Genomic DNA, 20,440 nt, shown 5'->3' with positions numbered 1-20,440 from the left:
AAGTCAGGAGAGTGCGGGCGGGCCGCGAGCATCATAGCGCCAGTGGAAGCCGGCAGTATGATGGGTAAAAGCCTCTTGGTCCCAGCGGGCGGTCATCGAGGCATCAAGGGGCAGGGTGGTGAATGATCCTGCCAGCAAAGCAACGGTCGCCACCGCTGCAAAGGGGCAGCTGCGATCATTCATTTGTTCAACTGGGGCAGTGTCTCCGCCCATGTCGACCCACTGTTCCTGCAGGCCTTCGGTGGTACAGATCACCAGCAGCACCTTGCCATCTGCATTGGTCGCAGGCATCCAACCCGCCGGGATCAACCCGGCCAGCACAATGGCCAGCAGCACCAGATATGAGGCAACGTGTCTGATCATTAAGTCAGATTGCAGATGATCGAACGCAGGGTTGCAATACCATCGCCCTTTTCAGACGAGGTCAGCACCATTTCGGGATAGGCCGCAGGGTGGTTGGCCAGTTTGCTGCGCACCTGATCCAGCATCCGGGCCATGTCTTTTTCTTTGACCTTGTCGGCCTTAGTCAGCACGCACTGAAAGGTCACAGCAGAGCTGTCGAGTAGTGACATGATTTCCTCGTCGACGGGTTTTACCCCGTGGCGCGCGTCAATCAGCACAAAGGCCCGGCGCAGGGTCTGGCGACCGGACAGGTATTGTTTCAGCAGGCGTTGCCATTTTTCCACCACCGGCAGCGGCGCGTTGGCAAAGCCATAGCCCGGAAGGTCGACCAGATAGTGATCGGGACCTTGGGTGAAATAGTTGATTTCCTGGGTGCGGCCCGGTGTGTTCGATGCCCGCGCCAGACCTTTGGTGCCGGTCAGCGCGTTGATCAGGCTGGACTTGCCGACGTTGGACCGACCCGCAAAGCAGACTTCCATTCGGTCAGCAGGTGGCAGGCCAGACATCGCCACCACACCTTTGACAAACTCGGACTGGCCGGCAAACATTTTGCGGCCTTTCTCGGTTGAGAAGTCATCAGGCGTTTCCGCCAAGGTAAATTGCATTTGCATCAGAGCACCTCGAGTGTGTCGCCAACAGCGACATCACCATCATTTTGGACAACGGCCAGAATGCCGAAATCGGTGTGGCCCCAATGGTCACGCAGGGCCTTGAGCGTGTTTGCGTCGCGTTCGCCGGTGTCCGGGTTGGCCTCGGTGGCGCGGCAGCGGGTGATCCGGTCGATCACCTTTAGGCGCACGTCACCAATTTGCAGCTCGCGGTCAATCCAGTTGAACTCTTCGAACGAAGTACCGCCATCGATCCAGAGGTTGCCTCGGAAACGGCGTGGGTCAAGGGATTGTCCCAGTTTTTCACCCAGTGCATCAAGCGAGCTGAGCGACATGATTGAGATAGCAGAAGTCTCAGCATCGGCCATGCCGCCCTCGGGCGACTTGATCAGTGTATGTGGCGCCGGACGTTCGGCAGGATAGATAGCGCTGATCCAGTCTACCAGCTTGGCGCTGTCAGATGCTGGATCAATGGTGATTGGGTCCTGCTTGGGATGCTTCAGCGTGATTAGCCCGTCATTGGTGCTAGCAGTCACACCCATCAGTTCGGGGCCAAAACAGCCACGGGCAAAATTGCGGCAATGCTGCCATTCACCAGTGTCAGTCGACTTGCCTGTCAGCAAGGCCCAGGCGCGGTCCAACGGCAAAGGCCCGCCTGCATTCAGGCGGACCTCTGTTAGTGGCTCGGCCCCGATCGCTTTGATCGGGTGCCGCCATATTTGTTTAACTTGGTTGGTCATTCTTTGTCCGTTTTCGGGGTCTTCTTGAAACCGGATTTGATGTTGCCAAACACGTCAGGTTTATAGCCCTGACTGCGCATGATCAGATACTGCTGAGTGAATGTGATCGTGTTGTTGGCGATCCAGTACACCACCAGTCCCGAGGCAAAGCCGCCCAGCATGAACATGAACACCCAAGGCATCCAGGCAAAGATCATCTGCTGGGTTGGATCTGTCGGTGCCGGGTTCAGCTTTTGCTGCAAGAACATCGAGATGCCCAACAACAGCGGCAGAATACCGATGAAGACCAGTGCCATCATTGATCCTGCTTCAGGGCCAGCCCAAGGCAGGGCGCCAAACAGGTTCATGATCGAGGTTGGATCAGGCAGGCTGAGATCCTGGAACGGGCCAAAGAACGGAGCCTGACGCAGTTCGAAGCTAACAAAAATCACCTTGTACAGCGAGAAGAAGATCGGGATCTGCATCAAGATTGGCAAACAGCCCGCGGCGGGGTTCACCTTTTCCTTCTTGTACAGCTCCATCATGCCCTTTTGCATCGCTTGACGGTCTTCGCCGGCCTTTTTCTTCAGCTCTTCCATCTGCGGCTGCAGTTCCTTCATCTTGGCCATCGAGACGTAGGATTTATAAGCCAGAGGGAACAACACCGCCTTGATGATCAACGTCAGAGCGATGATCGCAACGCCCATGTTGCCGATCAACTGGTTGATATGGTGCAGTAGCCAGAAAATTGGCTTGGTCAAAATTTCGAACCAACCCCAATCGATACTGTCGATAAAGCCGTCGACGCCTGCCGCTTCGTAGGCGCGTAGTGTTTCCCATTCCTTGGCACCCGCAAATAGCTGAGTTGTGACCTCGGAGGTCTGGCCTGGGGCAACGTCCATGGTCGGCAGTACGATGTCGGTTTGATAGATGTCACGACGCTCGTCATATTTGGCGCTGGAGCGGAAGGGGTGACCGTTCGCCGGGATCAGTGCCGACATCCAATAGTGGTCGGTGAAGCCGATCCAGCCAGTTTTCTCTGCCTCATAGACCTCGGCTGGTACGCGCTCACGTTCGTGAACATCCAGATCAGGCATTTTGCTGTACTTGATCTGGTCCAAGATGCCGTCGGTCTTGCTGATGGCGCCTTCGTGCAGGATGAAGAAGTTCTTGAGGTCTGCGGGTTCACCATGGCGGGCAAGGGTGCCGTAGGGCGCCAGTGAAACAGTTTCCCCAGTGGTGTTCTCGACAGACTGTGTGACCTCGAACATATAGTTGTCGTCCACCGCGATGGTACGGGTGAAGATCAAACCGTTGCCGTTGTCCCAAGTCATCGAAACCGGTGTTTCCGGTGTCAGAATGCCACTCCCCTGCGCCTGCCAGATGGTATTTGCTCCGGGAACCTGCTCGGGGGCGACACCCGCACTGGGCGCCCAGCCATATAGGGCGTAATAGGCGCCGTTGTCTCCGACAGGAGACAGCATTTTGACGATCTCGGCCTCAGGATCAATCGAAACCCGATAATCTTTCAGCGAGAGGTCGTCGATCCGGCCACCCTGCAGCGAGATGCTGCCGGTCAAACGGGGCGAGTCGATTTCAACGCGTGCGGCCTGCGGGACCTCGGCCTCGGCGGCCTGAGCAGTTGCGGTTGCATCTGCTGTGGCTCCGGCGGCCGATGGGGCAGAGGCGGAATCGCCTTCAACCACGGCTTCAGCTACCGCGGGATCGACCTCGGGCAGCGGCTCTGGCTGCGGGACCAAGGCATACCAACCGATGATCACCAGGAAGCTGAGTACGGTTGCGAGTATTAAATTTTTGTTCTGATCGTCCATTTGGGACTGCCACCTTGTGCATGGAATGACAGGGTGTGGTTCAACAGAGGTGTGCCCCAAAGGTCAAGTGGAATCGGGACACTTGGGGCGGCAATACGCCCTAAGTGGTAAATTCGCGTGTGCTTAGTGTCGCTGAGTGCCGATCTTTGGAGCGTCTTGCAGTTTGGCCAGATGCGCGGTGATCCAGTCCAGTGTCTGGTCAAATGGCATTGGGCGGCCAATTCCAAAGCCCTGCACGTGGTCACAGCCTAGCTGTGCCAACAGCGCGTGTTCGCCTACGGTTTCTACGCCTTCGGCCAATGTTTCCAGATCCAGCCGTTCAGCCATGGTCAAAATGGCACCTATCAGTTTCTGTTGTTCCGGGTCACGATCAGCCTTCATCACAAAAGATCGGTCGATCTTGATGCGCGAAATATTAAAGCGGCGGACCGAGGCGATAGAGGCATGACCTGTGCCAAAGTCATCCAGGTCGACCTGACATCCCAACGCGCCAAGTCCAAAGATGTTCCGGGTGATAACGTCATCCGGAGAATCGCTGACAACAGTTTCCAGGATTTCGACCGAAAGACGTTCGGGGGGCAATTCGAACCGTTCCATTTCCCATTTGATGCGGTCGACCAAGCCTGGGTTTTGCAACTCGTCCGTCGCAAAGTTTACTCCAACGGTTGGGACTTCGACACCGGCGGCATCCCATGCCTTAAGTGCCGTCAGCGCGTGATAGAGCATCACCTGGCTGAGTTGTTCCATCAAGCCAGCCTCTTCGAGGGCGGGCAGGAAAGTTGCAGGCGGGATCATTCCATGTACAGGGTGGGACCAACGGGCCAAAGCTTCGAAGCCGGTGACCTTGCCGGTGTCAGTTGAAATCTGCGGTTGGAACCAGGGTTGGATTTGTCCCGCTTCCAATGCCGCTGCTGCGTCTTCGCGCAGATCACAGCGGGCCTTGGTACGGCGGTGAATGTCGTTTGAGTAAGCGCGGATACCGGATGGGCCGTTGTGCTGTGCTTCGCCTAAAGCGGCATTGGCTGCAGTCAGCCAGTCGGCCGCACTTTGACCAGGGGAACGACTACGCATGCAGAAGCCGACCGAGCAGGACTGATAGACCGAAGCCCCATCGAGAGAAATTGGTTCTTCGATTGCGGATTGCAGTCGTCCTGCAAGTTGTACAGTTAGCTCAAGATCCAGTTGTTGAACTGGCGTCAGGCAAATTGCAAATTTACTGTCACCGATTCGGGCAACTGTGTCCTTGTCACGCAGAGTCGCGACGATCCGTTCGCCACATCGCTGCATTACAGTGTCACCGGCGGACTGACCATGCCGTGTAACAAGCTCTTTGTAGTCGTCGACTTCTAGGATGAGTGCCGCTGATCGCAGGCCGGTATCGTCGGTTTCGTCGTAAACGCTTTCCAGCACCATTTCGAAACCTTCGCGCAGCAACATGCCTGTTACACTATCGCGTGGCACATAGGACATCTTGGAATTACCAAAGGCACCCATGGCGGCAAACAGCACTGGCAGGCCCAAGGCAATTGTGAGCAACGCAACCTCGCCACCCAACCAGAAGGTTGCAAGTGTCAGCGCAGGCAAAAAGGCAAGGATCGGCGGCCCAAGCAGGACCGGAGTGACCTTGTTTCGAATTCGCATCAGCAGATCTGAATTCGGTTTGAGCATGAAATGACCTTTCGCCTAGACGCACCTAACGCGCTGACGTGAGAATAAGGTCGTGGGTCTGACTCGAGAGTTAACGCAGAACGGGAATCTTGTCAGAATCTGGCTCGGATTTCATTTTTTTACGCTCTAGCCCTGAAAAATCGAACAGTTTCGGGTCCAGCAGGTGCGAAGGACGGGCATTCATCAGCGCGCGGAACATGACTTGGCGTCGTCCTGGGCTGTTTGATTCCCACCCGTCGAGAATCTGTTTTACCTGCTGACGTTGTAATCCGTCTTGGCTGCCACATAAATCGCAGGGGATGATTGGATAGTTCATCGCCTTGGCGAATTTCTCGCAGTCGGCCTCGGCCACATGGGCAAGGGGGCGATACACAAAAAGATCGCCTTCTTCGTTCACCAGCTTGGGTGGCATGGTGGCCAAACGCCCACCATGGAACAGGTTCATAAAGAAGGTTTCCAAGATATCGTCACGGTGATGGCCCAGCACCACAGCCGAGCAGCCTTCTTCGCGAGCGACGCGATAGAGGTTGCCACGGCGCAGGCGGGAACAGAGTGCACAGAAGGTGCGGCCTTCTGGCACCTTATCCATCACGATGCTGTAGGTGTCCTGATATTCGATCCGGTGGGGAACGCCCATTTTCTCCAGGAATTCTGGTAAGACAGTCGCGGGAAACCCGGGTTGCCCTTGATCCAAGTTGCAAGCCAACAGATCTACCGGCAGCAATCCGCGCCACTTGAGTTCGTACAGGACCGCAAGCAGGGTGTAGCTATCCTTGCCTCCGGACAGGCACACCAGCCATTTCTGGGGTTTTGCATCAGGACCACGTGCCCCTTGCTCGATCATGCCGTATTGCTCGATCGCTTCACGGGTGTAGCGCACAATACGCTTGCGCAGCTTTTTGAACTCGGTGGTCGAGGGCGCGCCGGCAAACAGCGGATGGATATCGTCAAGGTCTGTATCAAGCATGTCGGCCCACTAGCGGCTGTCGCGCAATTTGCCAAGGAAAAACGGCGGGGGACCGGAGTGTCAGCCTTGCTATATTGGCGCAGGGGGCCGTCTATAGCTGAATCGTGTTGCCCGTGATTTAGGTGTTCGGTGAATCTTCATTGTCGGGCACTGGATCGTAACCGTCCCTGCCAAGCGGATGACAACGACCTATACGTTTGGCAGCCAGCCAACTGCCTTTGATCGCGCCGTGTTTTTCAAGCGCTTCCAGGGCATAAGCCGAGCACGTTGGCTGATAGCGACAGTTGAACCCGACCCAGGGACTGAAGATCAGCCGGTAGGCGCGCACGGGTAGAGCAACGATATGTGCCAGTGGGTTCATATTTGGCTAGATAGGGCGCCGGGCGAAGGTCTGCAACAATCGCCTCAGGTATGGTGGGAGTGAAGCTGGCGAAGTGATCCGGAATTTTCGAAAATTCTGGTCCGTAAGATTTGTACTTTCCAGCTATAGCGACTTAGGGTTTTGCGTGGATCTTTTTCAGCGCGTAGATCAGGTCGCTTTGCAATTGATCAAACGGGCGTTGCGCCGTTTCATTGGCACGGCCGATCAGAACGTAATCCCAGCCGGGTTTCCCGTGGAGGGCCAGAACGATCCGCGCCACTTCGCGCAGGCGGCGTTTGGCACGGTTGCGGGCCACGGCATTGCCGACTTTCTTGGAACAGGTGAAGCCAACACGGACGCCGCCGTCGTCCTGACGGTTGCGTCCCTGAATCATCATGGCCTTGGTGCCCTGCCTGCGGGCGCGGGCTGCGGCCAGAAATTCGCTGCGCTTGGAAAGAACTTGCATTTTGACCTGTTGATACAATCAAGGGCTACGCAAACGGAAACCGCCGGAGGTATGTCCCCAAGGCGGCAATGCCATCCATGGGGGCCTCCGGCGGTGTCAAATCCGTCAGAAAACTGAGTGCGCTCTTATGCGCTCAGTTCTTTGCGGCCGTGTGCACGACGTGCATTCAGGATCTTGCGGCCTGCCTTGGTGGCCATGCGCGCACGGAAGCCGTGGCGACGTTTACGAACCAGGTTCGAAGGCTGAAAGGTGCGTTTCATCGCTCCGGTCTCCATCTATTTGTGTCGAAGGCATACACAAGCCCTCGAAGTGTCTATCTCGAAGCCCGGTCATTAGAAGGGATTTGCAACCGAGTCAAACCCTGTAGGGCTGGTTTTCGGCCAGAATACAAAATTTTTCGCAACTAATTCCAGTTGCGCGTCGTCATAGGTTGCCAGACTAGACCCGTTGTGGCGGATTTGAAACCAATCTCACGATTAGGCTCCAGCTGATCAAGGCAACGTGATCTGTATGGGGCATGTCTCGCCTAAATCATATTTTCTGCGTAGCAAAGGGAACCAGACAAAGACAGAAGCGACATGACAGAAACACCAGATTCCCCGAAACATCCTGTGCTTAGGCATCTTCCATTGCTTGTCGTGTTGTGTGTAGCGCTGATAGGGACCTTCACGCTGCGCGATTATCTGAGTTTTGAAACCCTGCGAGACAATCGCGAATCGCTTTTGGAGTTTCGAGACCAGAATTTCATCGGCATCGCCTCACTGTTTATCGGGATCTATATCGTCATTGTGGCCTTTTCGCTGCCAGGCGCTGCGGTGGCCTCGGTTACTGGCGGGTTCTTGTTCGGGTTGGTTGCAGGTACGCTGTTCAACATTACGGCAGCCACCATTGGTGCGGCGGCGATATTCTTGGCGGCGCGTTGGGGGCTGGGAGAGATGCTGACAGTCAAGCTGGAGGCCTCTGAAGGGCGGATGCAGGCCTTTAAGAACGGTCTGCGCGAAAACGAAGTGTCGGTGCTGCTGTTGATGCGACTGGTGCCTGCGGTGCCGTTCTTTGTTGCGAACCTGCTGCCTGCGCTGGTGGGCGTTAAATTCCGTACATTTTTGTGGACCACGGCGCTGGGCATCATTCCGGGCGGCATTGTGTTTACCTGGATTGGCGTCGGGTTGGGCGAAGTGTTTGATCGGGGGGAAGACCCGGATCTGTCACTGTTATGGGAACCACATATCATCGGCCCGATTTTGGCGCTGTGTGCCCTTGCAACACTACCGATCATCCTTAATTCAGTTCGAAGCAGGAAAGAGGCGCGGGAATGAGTGACATTAAATGTGACTTGCTGGTCATTGGCGCTGGGTCCGGTGGGTTGTCGGTGGCCGCTGGGGCAAGCCAGATGGGCGCCGATGTTGTGCTGCTCGAAGGGCACAAAATGGGCGGCGACTGCCTGAACTATGGCTGTGTGCCCTCCAAGGCTTTGCTTGCCAGTGCCAAGGCTGCACATGCGAAACAGCACACAGGCGATTTTGGCGTGGCCAATGCCGAGCCTGACATTGATTACGCGGCAGCGATGGATCACGTGCGTGATGTCATTGCAAGCATTGAACCGATGGACAGCCAAGGCCGGTTCGAAGGTTTTGGTGTGCGGGTGATCCGCGAGTTTGGCAGTTTTATTTCCCCGACACAGGTGAAGGCAGGTGAGCATCTGATCACGGCGCGCCGGGTTGTTGTTGCAACCGGGTCCTCCCCCTTGGTGCCTGCGATCCCCGGCCTGAACACGGCGCCCTATGTCACCAACGAAACCCTGTTTGATCAGCGCGAAAGGCCGGATCACCTGTTGATCATAGGCGGTGGGCCCATTGGCATGGAGATGGCGCAAGCCCATGTACGGCTGGGCAGCAAAGTGACGGTGATCGAAGGACTACGGGCGTTGGGCCAGGATGACCCTGAGCTGGCGTCGGTTGTACTGGGCAGCCTGCGGGATGAAGGCGTGGAGATTGCCGAAGGCGCCATGGTCAGCGCGGTGCGTGGACATGCCGGGGCTATCGAAGTCGAGACCACGGATGGCAGTATATTTAAAGGCTCTCATCTGTTGATGGCGGTGGGGCGTAAGGCGAATACGGGGCGGTTGAACCTGGATGCCGCCGGTATTGCCACCCATCGGGCCGGTATTCAGGTGGACGACAGTCTGCGCACCAGCAACAAACAGGTTTATGCCATTGGCGATGTGGCCGGGGGCATGCAGTTCACACATGTGGCGGGGTATCAGGCTGGCGTGATCATCAAGTCTGCTCTGTTTGGACTGCCTTCTAAAGCCAAGAGTAACCACATCCCCTGGACGACTTATACCGATCCCGAGCTGGCACAGGTGGGGATGACCGAGCTTCAGGCGCGCGATATCTACGGCGCCAAGTTAGAGGTGGTGCGGTTTGACTATCACCACAACGACCGTGCGTTGGCGGAACGTAAAACCAAAGGGTTTATCAAGGTTATGGTGGTCAAGGGCCGCCCGGTTGGGGCCTCGATTGTGGGGCATCAAGCCGGTGAGCTGATCAGCACATGGTCACTGGCGCTGGCCAATGGGCTGAAAATGGGCCAGATTGCAGCCATGGTCGCGCCTTACCCAACCATTGGCGAGATCAATAAACGTGTGGCCGGGGCCTATTTCTCGCCTCGGCTTTTTGATAGTCAATTTGTTAAACGCACAGTGCGGCTTGTGCAGCGCTGGACCCCCTGAGCCGGAAAGGGCGTAATGCTAAACTCGCTTTCAGGCCGTTTCCTGATCCTGACCACGGTGTTCGTGATGTTGGCCGAAGTTCTGATCTTTGTGCCGTCGATTGCGCGTTTCCGCGAGGATTACCTGCTGGCGCGGCTGGAGCGGGCGCAGATCGCATCGCTGGTGCTGTTGGCCGATGACATGCTGGAGACCGAGCTGGAAGCAGAGCTGCTAGAGAATGCAGGGGTGTTCAACGTGGTGCTGCGGCGGGACGAGATGCGCCAGTTGATGCTGTCGTCACCGATCCCAAGCCCGATTGAAAACACCTATGATCTACGTGACGCAAGCGCCTTTGTGTTGATTGCAGATGCGATGCGGCGGTTTGTGACGCCGGGCAATCAGATCATCCGGGTGATTGGCGCACCTGTGCGGGAAGCCGGATTGCTGATCGAGGTCACAATGGAAACCGCGCCGTTGCGGATGGCGATGATCGACTATGGATTGCGCATTCTGGTGCTATCGGCGGTGATCTCGATTTTCACCGCTGTTTTATTGTTTGTGGCTGTACGGGCGTTTCTGGTGAAGCCGATCAAAGGTGTGGTGGGCTATATGCAGCGCTATGCCACAGCACCGGAAGACGCTCGAGGCATCATTCACCCCAGTGCAGGCGTGACCGAGCTGCGCGAGGCCGAAGAGGCCTTGTTTCAGTTGCAGACTGAATTGACACAGGCGTTGAAACAGAAGCAACGATTGGCACAACTGGGTGAGGCGGTGGCCAAGGTGAGCCATGATCTGCGCAATATCCTGACCTCTGCCCAGCTGTTCACCGACCGGATCGAGATGAGCGAAGACCCGGTGGTGCGCCGACTGGCACCCAAGCTGGTGAATTCGATGACCCGTGCGATTTCTCTTTGTGAGGGAACACTGGCCTTTGGCCGTGCAGAAGAGCCCGCACCAACTCTGACCATGATGAATTTGGCTGAGGTGGTAGAGGATCTGATTTCTGCCGAGCAGATTGCAGACAGCAATGATCTGGTCAAGTTTGTCAGCGATGTACCCGCCGAACTGATGCTGCGGGCTGATCCCGAGCAGATTTATCGTATTGTTATGAACCTTGCACGCAACGCCCGACAAGCTGTTGCAGGGGCGGGCCAAGAGGGCAGGGTGACGATTTCCTCGCACGAGGATGCCGAGGCCTGGTGGATTTCAGTCAGCGACACAGGTCCAGGCTTGCCGAAGCGAGCGCAAGAGAACCTGTTCACCCCGTTTCAGGGTGGCGCACGTAAGGGCGGCTCGGGTCTGGGGCTGGCGATTGCCGCCGAACTGGCACGTGGCCACGGCGGATCAGTCAACCTGCGCAGCACCGGCTCTGAGGGTACAGTTTTTGACGTCTGCCTGCCCAAAGGCGATGGTACGATTTAAATGCGTTTTTGGGGTTGCGACTCTTCGGTCTTAGGCTTACATCCCGCCCTCAGTGGACCGATAGCTCAGCTGGATAGAGTACCTGACTACGAATCAGGGGGTCGGGGGTTCGAATCCTCCTCGGTCCGCCACTTCCATACATAAAGTGTTGAAATCACACCCTAATATCTTGACGTGAATTTTCTGCCCGCCAAACAACCAGCCTAAAATCAAGTGTTGTTTTTTTGGCGGGGTTGCCCTGTCCCTTAAGTGGTCAAAACATTGCTTTGCAGTGCAAAAATCGTGGTATGTTTCGATTCATCAAGCACAGGGAGAACCTTTGCATGTCGGATATTGCTATCAAAGCTCGGATCACAGGACGTGTACAGCGTGTGGCGTTCCGTGCATGGACGCAATCAGAAGCGCAACGACGTGGTCTTACGGGTTGGGTCCGCAACGAGCCTGATGGGTCTGTCCTTGCTTTGCTCATTGGGCCAGCTAACGGTGTAACGGAAATGGTGCGAGTCTTGAACCAAGGTCCTCCTGTCGCATGTGTCTCCGATGTCATCACTGAGGTGGTCGAACCTGTTTCCGAACTGACTGATTTTCAGATCATCCGATAGCAGCTCAACACTTCAGGGCGATTGAATTTGTCGTCGTTGCGACGGGCATAACCGTGCAGGATTGCTCGGGAAGGATGGTTGCTCGGATTGGCCAGCGGTTTTGGCCAAGCCCTATCTTGTTCAAGAAGTGAAAGTCGATATCCACCATCTGTCTGACAACCCGCCTAAACGTAACGGTATCATAGCGAATTAGGCTTAGGTTTGGTTGCTGGTCCAGCGTATATGCCCTTAACCCTAGTGCGCCTTCAAGTGCACGAAGATCTGATCCGATTAAAATTCGAACGGCATCAACATATTCAGCGGGGTAAACGGCGCGATAAGTGGCTTCATCAGGTTTCTGGTGCGTGGCAACCATATAGCCGGCCCCGTCTCCCCACAGCCTTGAACCAAGAGTGCCATCGCCCAAATTGCGCCAAACACCTGTATTCTTTGTGGAAGACCATCCAAGACTAAAATCTGCCGTATTCCGATAACCTAGTTTGTGTAAGTTTTGTAGGTGGGCTGCCAACATTACACCGGTCATGTACTTCTTCTCATCCAGGTGCGGATAGTTGTCCATTTTTGTCCAAGTTAAATCCCCCTTAAGAGCCCGCATCGCCCAATTTCGCACGATAATCAGGTTCACAGCATCTGTAGGGTTCTCTGAAAATCCTTGCTCCTTGGCCAAGTCCTCGAGGAAACGCTCCGTTTCGGGGGAAGGGCGTCTTGTTCCAGTGCCCGTGAAGAACGCAATGTCTGTCACGACTGGGTTTCCAGGCGAACTCGTCGAAGGGCGTGAAGTCCTTTGGTCAAAGAACCCGGGGGCAATATTAGCGAGGGCTATGAAGCTAAAGAAAAATATTGGCCACACTATGCCCCAGTTTATCCCTGACTTTGTTTGCGCCGGTGGTGGCGACATGCGCCGTTTTCCCATGAAAGTGGCAGCAAAAAGGAACCGGTCAAAACCGAGAAAGCGGTTCTGCATGCGCACTTGGTCTGACATCCAACCGAACGCATCATCCAGTTTGTCGATCAGCTCGGGCAAGCGCGGCGAGTCTGGTGGGTTTCTTGCGGCCCCGGTTGTTCCGCGCAGGAAAAAACCAGGGTAGTCGCAATCTTCGTCTTCAATCCGCTCAAACAGAAAATAGTAGATTTCCTGCTCGATGGCTTCTGCGGTCATGGGATCAGATACAAGCGGGTCCTCTAGGATGGAAATCAACCGATCAACATCTGATTCTGGAGAACTAAGCTTCGTTACTCTTTCCAAAAGCTTACTTGCTGACTGCGTTAAGTGGTGGTGATCGGCATCAAACTCTTGATTGGTCAATGCATCTTTGACCAGTTCACTATCGATATCCGCATATGGTTGGTTGAATTCGGCATTGAATTGGTCCGCGGTATCCGCTTCTTGAGCGCTCAAATGTGGGGCATCACATATTGTTAATGCCATTTCATAGGCTTGGCGCAGACGCTGGAATCCTTCACGATCGTTGTTTTGGTCGATCTTTTTCAACGCCTTGGCGTAGGTCCTTTTGATTTCAGCCTTGGTGGCTTTCGAGTCTGCTATGCCAAGTACACCGTAGGGCCAATCAGTACTATCGGACATAACTGTTCTCAAAATGATCCAGTTGCTCAGTGACCTGGGTAGAAAGGGCTTCAATTTCGCTGAGGTTCTGTCGATCCAGCGCAACTTGGAACGTCAGCAGAAGGTCCTGGATGTGGCTCCGGTCTTCGGCCAGGGCCATCGCATAACACCGTTCAAGCCTTGCGATCGTCGCTATGTTCTTCTCTTGATCTTTGGGATGCACTTTTAACGCTGCCAGCGCCTTCTTTCTGGACGCAATATCTTTCTTCGTCAGTCCGCCTGTCAGGTCGGTTATGACAACCGATTTTGTCTGCTGCGTGGAAAGTACGGTTGTATCAATTTCCAAAAGCCCCGATGTATCGTAGCTGAGGCGTACCGCGATTGCCTCGTACTCTTTGGTGTTTCTAGGTACCTGTACAGCCATCGTCCCAAGTTTGACATTGTCTAGAACGCGCGGCGATTCCCCCTGGTAGAGTTCAAACACAACTTCTGTCTGACCAAGTTCCATCGTTGAGAAAATGTGTTCTCTGGAGGCCGGAATAACGGTGTTGCGCTCGATCACGGGCTCAAAGAATCCATGTTCAGCTCGATTCCCGAATTGTCGACTAATGGCAAACCCAAGAGAGAAGGCTGACACATCGGTCATCACCACGTCTTCGAGGGCGGCGTCATTTGCGGTGAGGGCAGCCTGAATTGAGGCTCCCAAGGCAACAACATGATCTGGATCGATGCCCGACTCTGGAAGCTTGCCAATCATCCGCGAAATTTGACTGCGCACAAGCGGCATTCGGGTCGCGCCTCCCACCAGAACCACTCTGTCAATCTGTTCGCGGGTCAGCCCAGAATCATAAAGAGCGCGTTCAACTGGCAGACGCAGTTTCCGTACAAGGGAGGCGGTAATCTCGGCAAATTTGTCGCGCGTTACAGAGAGTTTGGCAGTCTGGTCTGACCAGGCAAAGTCGCACTCGGCTTCATGCGAAGACGAAAGGCGCAGTTTTAGCGCTTCGGCTGCGGTCCAAAGTCTGGCCTTGATGTCTGGAATATCGGGCGGAGTTCCATGTTCCTTGGCTAGATGATCGAATAGGGCCTGCGTAAAGTCCTCTCCGCCCAAGAATGCGTCGCCACTGGTTGCCTTGACTTCCAATACCCCCTCGAACACCTCGATAATCGAAACGTCAAAGGTCCCGCCTCCGAGGTCGAAAACCAGAATGTGACCTTGCTCGTCTATGTCCTGAAGACCATAAGCAATTGCCGCGGCTGTGGGTTCGTTGATCAAACGCAGTGGATTCAAATCTGCAGCCAGCGCAGCGGCTTTGACAGCATCTCTCTGCAACTGATTAAAATAGGCGGGCACCGAAATGACCACGTCGGACACATCAGCGCCAGTTTCCTCCTGCGCCATGGTCTTCAAGTGAGACAGCACCATCGCCGACAGATCAATGACCGACAAGCGCTTTCGGCCCAGTACAAAAGTCTTTTCGGCCCCCATTGCGCGTTTGAACGCCGCTACAGTATCCTTGGGATGGGTTGTACGTCTGTCACGGGCAATATTGCCAACTACAGGTGATCCCCCCAATAAAGATACTACAGAGGGAACCAGCGGCTCTCTTCCTATGAGTTGAGCTTTTCCATCCTTAAAGACGCTGATTAGGGAGTTGGTTGTTCCTAAATCGATTCCAAAATGCACTTTTATTCCAATCGTTTAACTATCAGTAGTCTTGGTAAGGATAAATCGGAAATATTCTCAACATAAATAAGCACTTGCACATATAGTTCGCTACTGGATTCTAACAAAATTGTCGAGCTATCAACAAACTCTAGCCAGATCATTGCTCCAAATCGTCAATAAGTTCAGTGCTCTGGGGGAAATGTAGTTGAGCGGAGGCTTGGCGTCAGCAATCATTTTCCGCTCGAAAAGCTTACGGGGAGGCTGAAATCTCTAAAGGCTAATTTTCCCACGACATTCATTCATCTGGAAATGGCGTCGGGTGAGCGTATTCTCCAAGAAGAAAATCTCCGGACATCGGGATTCTCGATGAAGCCTAGAAATGGTACGTTACAGATTTGCACGCAAAGAAGGCACTGATTTGTGCGGGCCTTGGCCGGGGGTGGCGTCCGCATCACTTTGCCGAGCCGGAAATATCCAATGGAAAACTCGCGGAGCTTAGCACCTCGGGTGTGATCCCTGTCCGCACACACTGATTAACCGCGTTGCAAAGAGCGGGGCTTGACATGTGGAATAATTATATCCTATTTAGTTATTACCATTATGGATATAAGATATGAATGAACTCGAGAAATATTCCGAGCCTAGCGTCGCCGTTGATCTTGCAATCATGACCATCATCAACGGCCAGCTGAAAGTCTTGCTGATCAAGCGCGCGGTGGGTGACATCCCTGGTTGGGCCTTGCCTGGTGGGTTTGTACACATCGACGCCACGCTTGAGGCAGCGGTTGAACGGGTGCTGATAGAAAAAGTCGGATTGAGCAACGTGCATTTCGAACAACTCGCAACCTATGGTGCGCTGGATCGAGACCCCCGTGGGCGGGTCATAAGCGTTGTGTACTTGGCGCTTTGTCCGGCAGAAGTTCTGGCTGACATTCCGCTCGCAAGCGTGGTCGTGGACTGGCCCGGTGAGACAGGGGGTAGTGCAGTGGCTGTGCAAAACGACGAACCCTTGCCGCTTGCTTTTGATCACGCCGCGATCCTTGGAGATGTGGTTAAGCGGTTACGGGGCAAGTTGGACTATTCCCGCCTGGCGTTTGCGTTTCTTCCCGACCGTTTCACCCTTCGCGAAGTGCAAGAGGTGCATGAAGCGATCCTTGGTCGACCGCTGAAAAAGCCGCCGTTCCGGCGCAAGTTGCTGGATCGTGGAATGATTGCCCCAACAGGTGAATTTGAAACCGGGGGCGCATACCGTCCCGCTGAATTATATCAATTAAAGCCAGAGGAAAGGACATGGCACAGATCAAAAAATATTTAGTCCTCAATCAATTGCGGGCTGAGGCATCGCAGCACATTCATTACTTTCGCAAAGGAACCCTTGCAAAGTCGGGTCGTGGTTTGTCGTTCTGGTTTGATCCAAATGGCGCCTCGTTGACTGAGATCCCAATGAACGACCGCGAATTGATTTTTATGATCAAGGGGCAGTCTGCGGATTTTCAGGACCTTGCAGTCCAAGGCTCTGTCATCTGGCGGGTCGGCGATGCGGATCGTCTTGGGGAGCGCGTGGACTTTGGGATAGACGTCAAAAAAGGCGTTCAGTTGGGGAAACCTGAAGAACAAATCAAATCTGTCCTGACTGGCCTCGTTCGTGAGTTCGCCGACGTCTACTTGAAAGACAAAGGCGTGCTTGAACTGTTGGAGGCAGGTTTGTCGCCAATACAGGCTGCTATTTCGACTGGTTTCGGCGCTGATCCGACTTTGGAGGCAATGGGGCTTGAGGTTGTGAGCATTCGTGTGTCTGCCCTTTCCCCTAGTTCCGAATTGTACCGCGCTTTGCAGGCGCCAACTTTCGAAAGCTTGCAGCAAAAGGCGGATGAGGCGACATTCTCGCGCCGCGCTTTGGCGGTGGATAAGGAAAGGGCGATTGCAGAAAATGAGTTGCAGAACCAGATCGAGTTGGCCTCCCGGCGGAAGGATCTGATTGCGCGGGATGATGCAAACGCCCGGTCTGAGGCTGAAGCCAAGGCCGCAGCGAAGCGGATCATGGTAGAAGCTGACAGTGAGGACAAAATCATTGGAGCCGAAGCGGAAGCCAAGCGTATCCGTTCGGTTGAGCAGGCCGCGGCGGATATGGAAAAGGCCCGGATGGCTGCAATCGCGGATGTGCCACCTGCTGTGATGTTTGCGTTGGCCGCGCAGGAGTTTGCCGGCAAATTGGAAAAGATCGATAGCTTGAATGTCAGCCCTGACATGCTGGCCGGTATTGTGCAGCAAGCCAAGTTGCTGATGGCTCCACAGGCGATGGAAAAGTAATATGAGCTTGAACCCGCGTGTCGTCTTGGTCAGTCGTGAAACTGAGTTTGCCACCCTTTTGGCCAAGCATGGCACGCGGGGGCAGGCTGAGTTCTTCCTGTCGACACGCGGCCAATACATTGCAGACCTAGAGGTCAGGGATGCTTTGCAGGCCCAAGCCTTAGCTGCCGCAAAAGTGGCGGTTCCTGGCGAATGGTCGTTTGTGCATGTCATGCGCGAAGATCTGAACAGGTTCTTGTTTGGTCCTGAAGATATCGTTGTGGCCATTGGGCAAGATGGATTGGTCGCAAACCTAGCGAAGTATCTTAGTGGGCAGCCGGTGATCGGTGTCTCCCCAGACTTGGCATCGTCCGAAGGTGTGCTGACCCGGCATGGCGTTAATCACTTGCCTGGTTTGCTCAGGGCTGCCGCCAGCGGAGAGGCCGACTTGCAAGGGCGCGCAATGGTCGAAGCCACTGCTGGCGAAGGGCTGTCTTTGCTCGCACTCAACGAGCTTTTTATTGGCCATCGGTCACACCAATCGGCTCGCTATGTTGTTCAAGCTGGCGGAGTGGAGGAGTATCAATCGTCCAGCGGGATGATTGTTACCACGGGCACTGGTATGACAGGCTGGGCCAAGTCGATTATGGCGGCGACGCATCGAAATTTTGACATCCCACCTGAAAGTAGGAGGGCGGCGTTCTTTGCCCGTGAGCCTTGGCCGAGTCGAACATCGGGGTGCGAAATTGCGGCCGGAGAGATTGCACAGGATTCCAGCATCACGCTTTTGTCGCGGATCAACGAGGGTGGGGTGATCTTCGCTGATGGTATCGAGCAGGATTTTCTGCCCTTCGACTGGGGCGTCTCGGCAGAGATTAGAGTTGCCAAAACGCGGCTGTCTCTGGTGGTCTAGGAGCCAGTAGTCATACCGAGGCAAACTGGTTCATAGGGGCAGCGTAGCGCTGGCTCGCTTAGTTTTGGTCGTGCAGGAAAAGTGGCGCGTGTTCCCGCGCCACTGATTTTAGTTTGGAAATGGGGCCAAACTTGCGATTGTCTGCCAGGGCTTTCTAAGCCAGCAAATCAAACACATCGCCACCGATCTTCAGATTGATCTCATCCTGACCGCCGCCATCCACCAGGGCCCAGATGATTTGCCCTGTGGGGCGGTAGATCACAAAAGCCTCGATCACATCATCGTCGCCCGATCGTTCACCGGCATCATTTGCCGTGTGCGCGAAGTTGACCTGGAAATCATCAGCGCTGGCCGCGCTGTTGCCAAACAGCAGTACATCACCCTCAGCCGCATTATAATCCTGGATCCAGTCCGAGCCGTGATCAAAGATGCCGAGGTGATAGAACTTGTCGGCACCCGAGCCGCCATTGATGCGGTCATGGCCAAAGCCGCCGTTGACAAAGTCACTACCCGCACCGCCAAACACCAGATCTGATAGGGCGGACCCGGTGATCACATCATCGCCGCCTTGCCCCTGCAGCTCATCGGAGCCAAAGCCGCCGGCGATGTGATCATGACCCTCTTGGCCATAGACCAGATCATTGCCGCCCGCTGCATTGATGGTGTCATTGCCCGCGCCGCCAAAAATCACGTCGCGCAGATCACCTTCTTCGGGGCCGCCATTCAGACTGTCATTGCCAGCGCCACCATTCAGGGTGTCATTGCCCAGCCCCCCCAACAGGGTGTCATCACCCTGATTGCCCACCAGCCGGTCATTACCCGCCAAGGCGTCCAGGATATCCGCCGCTGCGCCGCCTTGTAGGACATCATCTCCGGGGGTTCCGGTCAGATGCAGCCCGCCATCCCCAGGATCAAAGATCTGCGCTCGGATCGCCGCCCCCGAAAGATCACTGCCGCTTTGGCTTTGATCCTGCCAGGAAATGACAAAGCGCCCATCGCTCAGGGCTGTGATCGAGGGGCGTTCCTGCGATCCCAGAGTGGTGGAGTTCACCAGAAACGCCTCGCCAACCGCGCTGCCATCCGTTGTGAAGACCTGAGCCTTGACCGCCCCCTGGGCGCTGTCACTGCCAATCGCATTATGATCCGCCCAGACCACCACAAAGCGGCCGCCGGTCAGGCCAGCGATGGCAAGCTGATCCTGTTCATGCAGCAGAGAAGAGACCGAGACCTCGGCCCCTGACCGGCTGCCATCGGCATTGAACACCTGCGCCTTGAGCAGCAACCCAAGGGTGGCGCTTTCGCCGCTGTCCTGCCAGGCCACCACAAACCGCCCATCAGACAGCGCGGTGATTACCGGCAGGGTCTGGCTGCCTGCGGTGGCGGTGTTCACCAGCCGCTCGGCCCCGGATTTGCTGCCATCCGCGTTGAACATCTGGGCGCGGACCGCCCATTCGGAACTATCCCCACCTGTTGCGCTTGAATCATACCAGGTCACCACAAACCGCCCATCGGCCAGGGCCGTGACATCCGCGCCAAGCTGATCGCCGATGGTGGTGGTATTGACCAGCAGTTCAGCGCCGGATTTGCTGCCATCTGCCTGAAAGACCTGTGCCCGAACCGCATTGGGAACCCCGTCCCCTGCTAGACCACTGCCATCACTCCAGGCTACCACAAACCGCCCATCAGACAGGGCTGTGATTGCCGGGGTGCCCTGGCTGCCCGACGTGGTGCTGTTGACCAGAAACTCTGGTCCGGATTTACTGCCATCTGAGGCAAAGATCTGCGCCCGGACTGCGGAACCCGAAGCGTCATCAGCACTTTGGCTGCCATCATTCCAGGCAATGACAAAGCTGCCATCCGTCAGCCCAGCACTGACTGGTGCTACCTGGTCACTGTGCTCGGTTGTGTTAACAACAAATTCCGCCCCGGATTTGCTGCCATCCGCGTTAAAAATCTGCGCCCGGATTTCCGGACTGCCCGGATCCGCGCCCAAGGGGCTGTGATCTTCCCAGGTGACCAAGAAACGGCCATCCGACAAGGCAGACACCGAGGGTGCCAATTGGTCATTCAAGATGGTTGTATTGACAAGAAATTCTACGCCAACGGGGAGGGGCGCTCCACTTGCGATAACCATGTCACTCTCCATAAAACACTTACATAGGAGCAGGGGGTAGGTTGAAACATAGGGCGATCCGGTGGTGCCTCAATTGCCACCGAGGTCAGACCTCGGCTTGAAATTTGTATTCAC

18 protein-coding genes, 1 tRNA gene and 1 pseudogene are annotated in these 20,440 nt (G+C 55.3%); 8 read left to right on the top strand and 12 right to left on the bottom strand.

Annotated features, from left to right (window positions below; genetic code table 11):
* Window positions 1-3 precede the first annotated feature (3 nt).
* From AC2T28_RS20875 to rpmH, 9 genes and pseudogenes are all read right to left on the bottom strand, one after another.
* Window positions 4-363 (bottom strand): DUF2946 family protein, encoded by a 360-nt coding sequence (locus AC2T28_RS20875; protein WP_486750583.1) that lies wholly within the window; start codon window positions 361-363, stop codon window positions 4-6.
* The gene (gene yihA / locus AC2T28_RS20870) at window positions 363-1,013 is read right to left on the bottom strand and encodes a ribosome biogenesis GTP-binding protein YihA/YsxC (protein ID WP_486750582.1); all 651 of its coding nucleotides are present in this window, start codon (window positions 1,011-1,013) and stop codon (window positions 363-365) included. The genes AC2T28_RS20875 and yihA overlap by 1 nt, the downstream gene beginning before the upstream one ends.
* Window positions 1,013-1,750, bottom strand: coding sequence for an MOSC domain-containing protein (locus AC2T28_RS20865; RefSeq protein ID WP_486750581.1), 738 nt, complete (start codon window positions 1,748-1,750; stop codon window positions 1,013-1,015). Before AC2T28_RS20865 ends, yihA begins: the two co-directional genes overlap by 1 nt.
* Window positions 1,747-3,561, bottom strand: a complete 1,815-nt coding sequence (yidC, locus tag AC2T28_RS20860; protein WP_486750580.1) for a membrane protein insertase YidC — start codon at window positions 3,559-3,561, stop codon at window positions 1,747-1,749. The genes AC2T28_RS20865 and yidC overlap by 4 nt, the downstream gene beginning before the upstream one ends.
* Window positions 3,562-3,684: 123 nt before the next feature.
* Window positions 3,685-5,229, bottom strand: coding sequence for a putative bifunctional diguanylate cyclase/phosphodiesterase (locus AC2T28_RS20855; protein ID WP_486750579.1), 1,545 nt, complete (start codon window positions 5,227-5,229; stop codon window positions 3,685-3,687).
* Between the two features lie 70 nt (window positions 5,230-5,299).
* The gene (ttcA, locus tag AC2T28_RS20850; protein ID WP_486750578.1) at window positions 5,300-6,196 is read right to left on the bottom strand and encodes a tRNA 2-thiocytidine(32) synthetase TtcA; all 897 of its coding nucleotides are present in this window, start codon (window positions 6,194-6,196) and stop codon (window positions 5,300-5,302) included.
* A gap of 118 nt (window positions 6,197-6,314) precedes the next feature.
* Window positions 6,315-6,557: a membrane protein insertion efficiency factor YidD gene (yidD, locus tag AC2T28_RS20845; RefSeq protein ID WP_486750577.1), complete on the bottom strand. Its 243-nt coding sequence runs from the start codon at window positions 6,555-6,557 to the stop codon at window positions 6,315-6,317.
* Between the two features lie 133 nt (window positions 6,558-6,690).
* Window positions 6,691-7,123, bottom strand: a pseudogene (rnpA, locus tag AC2T28_RS20840) (ribonuclease P protein component).
* A 25-nt stretch (window positions 7,124-7,148) separates the two neighbouring features.
* The gene (rpmH, locus tag AC2T28_RS20835) at window positions 7,149-7,283 is read right to left on the bottom strand and encodes a 50S ribosomal protein L34 (RefSeq protein WP_127747158.1); all 135 of its coding nucleotides are present in this window, start codon (window positions 7,281-7,283) and stop codon (window positions 7,149-7,151) included.
* Window positions 7,284-7,601: 318 nt separating this feature from the next.
* On the opposite strand from rpmH, the gene AC2T28_RS20830 reads away from it, so the two are divergent.
* The 5 genes from AC2T28_RS20830 (at window position 7,602) to AC2T28_RS20810 (ending at window position 11,757) form a co-directional block, all read left to right on the top strand.
* Window positions 7,602-8,339 (top strand): TVP38/TMEM64 family protein, encoded by a 738-nt coding sequence (locus AC2T28_RS20830; RefSeq protein ID WP_486750576.1) that lies wholly within the window; start codon window positions 7,602-7,604, stop codon window positions 8,337-8,339.
* Window positions 8,336-9,754, top strand: coding sequence for a dihydrolipoyl dehydrogenase family protein (locus AC2T28_RS20825; protein WP_486750575.1), 1,419 nt, complete (start codon window positions 8,336-8,338; stop codon window positions 9,752-9,754). Before AC2T28_RS20830 ends, AC2T28_RS20825 begins: the two co-directional genes overlap by 4 nt.
* 15 nt (window positions 9,755-9,769) lie before the next feature.
* Window positions 9,770-11,155: a sensor histidine kinase gene (locus tag AC2T28_RS20820; protein ID WP_486750574.1), complete on the top strand. Its 1,386-nt coding sequence runs from the start codon at window positions 9,770-9,772 to the stop codon at window positions 11,153-11,155.
* A gap of 54 nt (window positions 11,156-11,209) precedes the next feature.
* A tRNA-Arg gene (locus AC2T28_RS20815) sits at window positions 11,210-11,286 on the top strand.
* A gap of 192 nt (window positions 11,287-11,478) precedes the next feature.
* A complete protein-coding gene (locus AC2T28_RS20810; protein ID WP_486750573.1) occupies window positions 11,479-11,757 on the top strand; it encodes an acylphosphatase in 279 nt (92 codons plus the stop codon).
* Window positions 11,758-11,761: 4 nt separating this feature from the next.
* Here AC2T28_RS20810 and AC2T28_RS20805 read toward each other — a convergent pair whose 3' ends face one another.
* Window positions 11,762-13,342: a hypothetical protein gene (locus AC2T28_RS20805; protein WP_486750572.1), complete on the bottom strand. Its 1,581-nt coding sequence runs from the start codon at window positions 13,340-13,342 to the stop codon at window positions 11,762-11,764.
* Window positions 13,332-15,008 carry an Hsp70 family protein gene (locus tag AC2T28_RS20800; protein WP_486750571.1) on the bottom strand — a complete coding sequence of 559 codons (1,677 nt, stop codon included), beginning with the start codon at window positions 15,006-15,008 and terminating at the stop codon, window positions 13,332-13,334. The genes AC2T28_RS20805 and AC2T28_RS20800 overlap by 11 nt, the downstream gene beginning before the upstream one ends.
* A gap of 595 nt (window positions 15,009-15,603) precedes the next feature.
* Here AC2T28_RS20800 and AC2T28_RS20795 point away from each other — a divergent pair.
* The 3 genes from AC2T28_RS20795 to AC2T28_RS20785 are packed head-to-tail and all read left to right on the top strand — an operon-like array spanning window position 15,604 to window position 18,192.
* A complete protein-coding gene (locus AC2T28_RS20795; protein ID WP_486750570.1) occupies window positions 15,604-16,305 on the top strand; it encodes an NUDIX hydrolase in 702 nt (233 codons plus the stop codon).
* Window positions 16,281-17,300: an SPFH domain-containing protein gene (locus tag AC2T28_RS20790; protein ID WP_486750569.1), complete on the top strand. Its 1,020-nt coding sequence runs from the start codon at window positions 16,281-16,283 to the stop codon at window positions 17,298-17,300. The genes AC2T28_RS20795 and AC2T28_RS20790 overlap by 25 nt, the downstream gene beginning before the upstream one ends.
* Before the next feature lies 1 nt (window position 17,301).
* Window positions 17,302-18,192 carry an NAD(+)/NADH kinase gene (locus AC2T28_RS20785; RefSeq protein ID WP_486750568.1) on the top strand — a complete coding sequence of 297 codons (891 nt, stop codon included), beginning with the start codon at window positions 17,302-17,304 and terminating at the stop codon, window positions 18,190-18,192.
* A 154-nt stretch (window positions 18,193-18,346) separates the two neighbouring features.
* Here the strand turns inward: AC2T28_RS20785 and AC2T28_RS20780 are convergent, their stop codons facing one another.
* A complete protein-coding gene (locus AC2T28_RS20780; protein ID WP_486750567.1) occupies window positions 18,347-20,326 on the bottom strand; it encodes a calcium-binding protein in 1,980 nt (659 codons plus the stop codon).
* Between the last annotated feature and the right edge of the window lie 114 nt (window positions 20,327-20,440).

This window comes from Parasedimentitalea nitratireducens (assembly GCF_057444295.1).
This window is presented reverse-complemented; position numbering and strand designations above follow the sequence as displayed.

Bases quoted from the DNA above. Each gene is read 5' to 3' on its own strand.
- AC2T28_RS20875 (WP_486750583.1), bottom strand. From the start codon at position 363: ATGATCAGACACGTTGCCTCATATCTGGTGCTGCTGGCCATTGTGCTG.
- yihA (WP_486750582.1), bottom strand. From the start codon at position 1,013: ATGCAAATGCAATTTACCTTGGCGGAAACGCCTGATGACTTCTCAACC.
- AC2T28_RS20865 (WP_486750581.1), bottom strand. From the start codon at position 1,750: ATGACCAACCAAGTTAAACAAATATGGCGGCACCCGATCAAAGCGATC.
- yidC (WP_486750580.1), bottom strand. From the start codon at position 3,561: ATGGACGATCAGAACAAAAATTTAATACTCGCAACCGTACTCAGCTTC.
- AC2T28_RS20855 (WP_486750579.1), bottom strand. From the start codon at position 5,229: ATGCTCAAACCGAATTCAGATCTGCTGATGCGAATTCGAAACAAGGTC.
- ttcA (WP_486750578.1), bottom strand. From the start codon at position 6,196: ATGCTTGATACAGACCTTGACGATATCCATCCGCTGTTTGCCGGCGCG.
- yidD (WP_486750577.1), bottom strand. From the start codon at position 6,557: ATGAACCCACTGGCACATATCGTTGCTCTACCCGTGCGCGCCTACCGG.
- rpmH (WP_127747158.1), bottom strand. From the start codon at position 7,283: ATGAAACGCACCTTTCAGCCTTCGAACCTGGTTCGTAAACGTCGCCAC.
- AC2T28_RS20830 (WP_486750576.1), top strand. From the start codon at position 7,602: ATGACAGAAACACCAGATTCCCCGAAACATCCTGTGCTTAGGCATCTT.
- AC2T28_RS20825 (WP_486750575.1), top strand. From the start codon at position 8,336: ATGAGTGACATTAAATGTGACTTGCTGGTCATTGGCGCTGGGTCCGGT.
- AC2T28_RS20820 (WP_486750574.1), top strand. From the start codon at position 9,770: ATGCTAAACTCGCTTTCAGGCCGTTTCCTGATCCTGACCACGGTGTTC.
- AC2T28_RS20810 (WP_486750573.1), top strand. From the start codon at position 11,479: ATGTCGGATATTGCTATCAAAGCTCGGATCACAGGACGTGTACAGCGT.
- AC2T28_RS20805 (WP_486750572.1), bottom strand. From the start codon at position 13,342: ATGTCCGATAGTACTGATTGGCCCTACGGTGTACTTGGCATAGCAGAC.
- AC2T28_RS20795 (WP_486750570.1), top strand. From the start codon at position 15,604: ATGAATGAACTCGAGAAATATTCCGAGCCTAGCGTCGCCGTTGATCTT.
- AC2T28_RS20790 (WP_486750569.1), top strand. From the start codon at position 16,281: ATGGCACAGATCAAAAAATATTTAGTCCTCAATCAATTGCGGGCTGAG.
- AC2T28_RS20785 (WP_486750568.1), top strand. From the start codon at position 17,302: ATGAGCTTGAACCCGCGTGTCGTCTTGGTCAGTCGTGAAACTGAGTTT.
- AC2T28_RS20780 (WP_486750567.1), bottom strand. From the start codon at position 20,326: ATGGTTATCGCAAGTGGAGCGCCCCTCCCCGTTGGCGTAGAATTTCTT.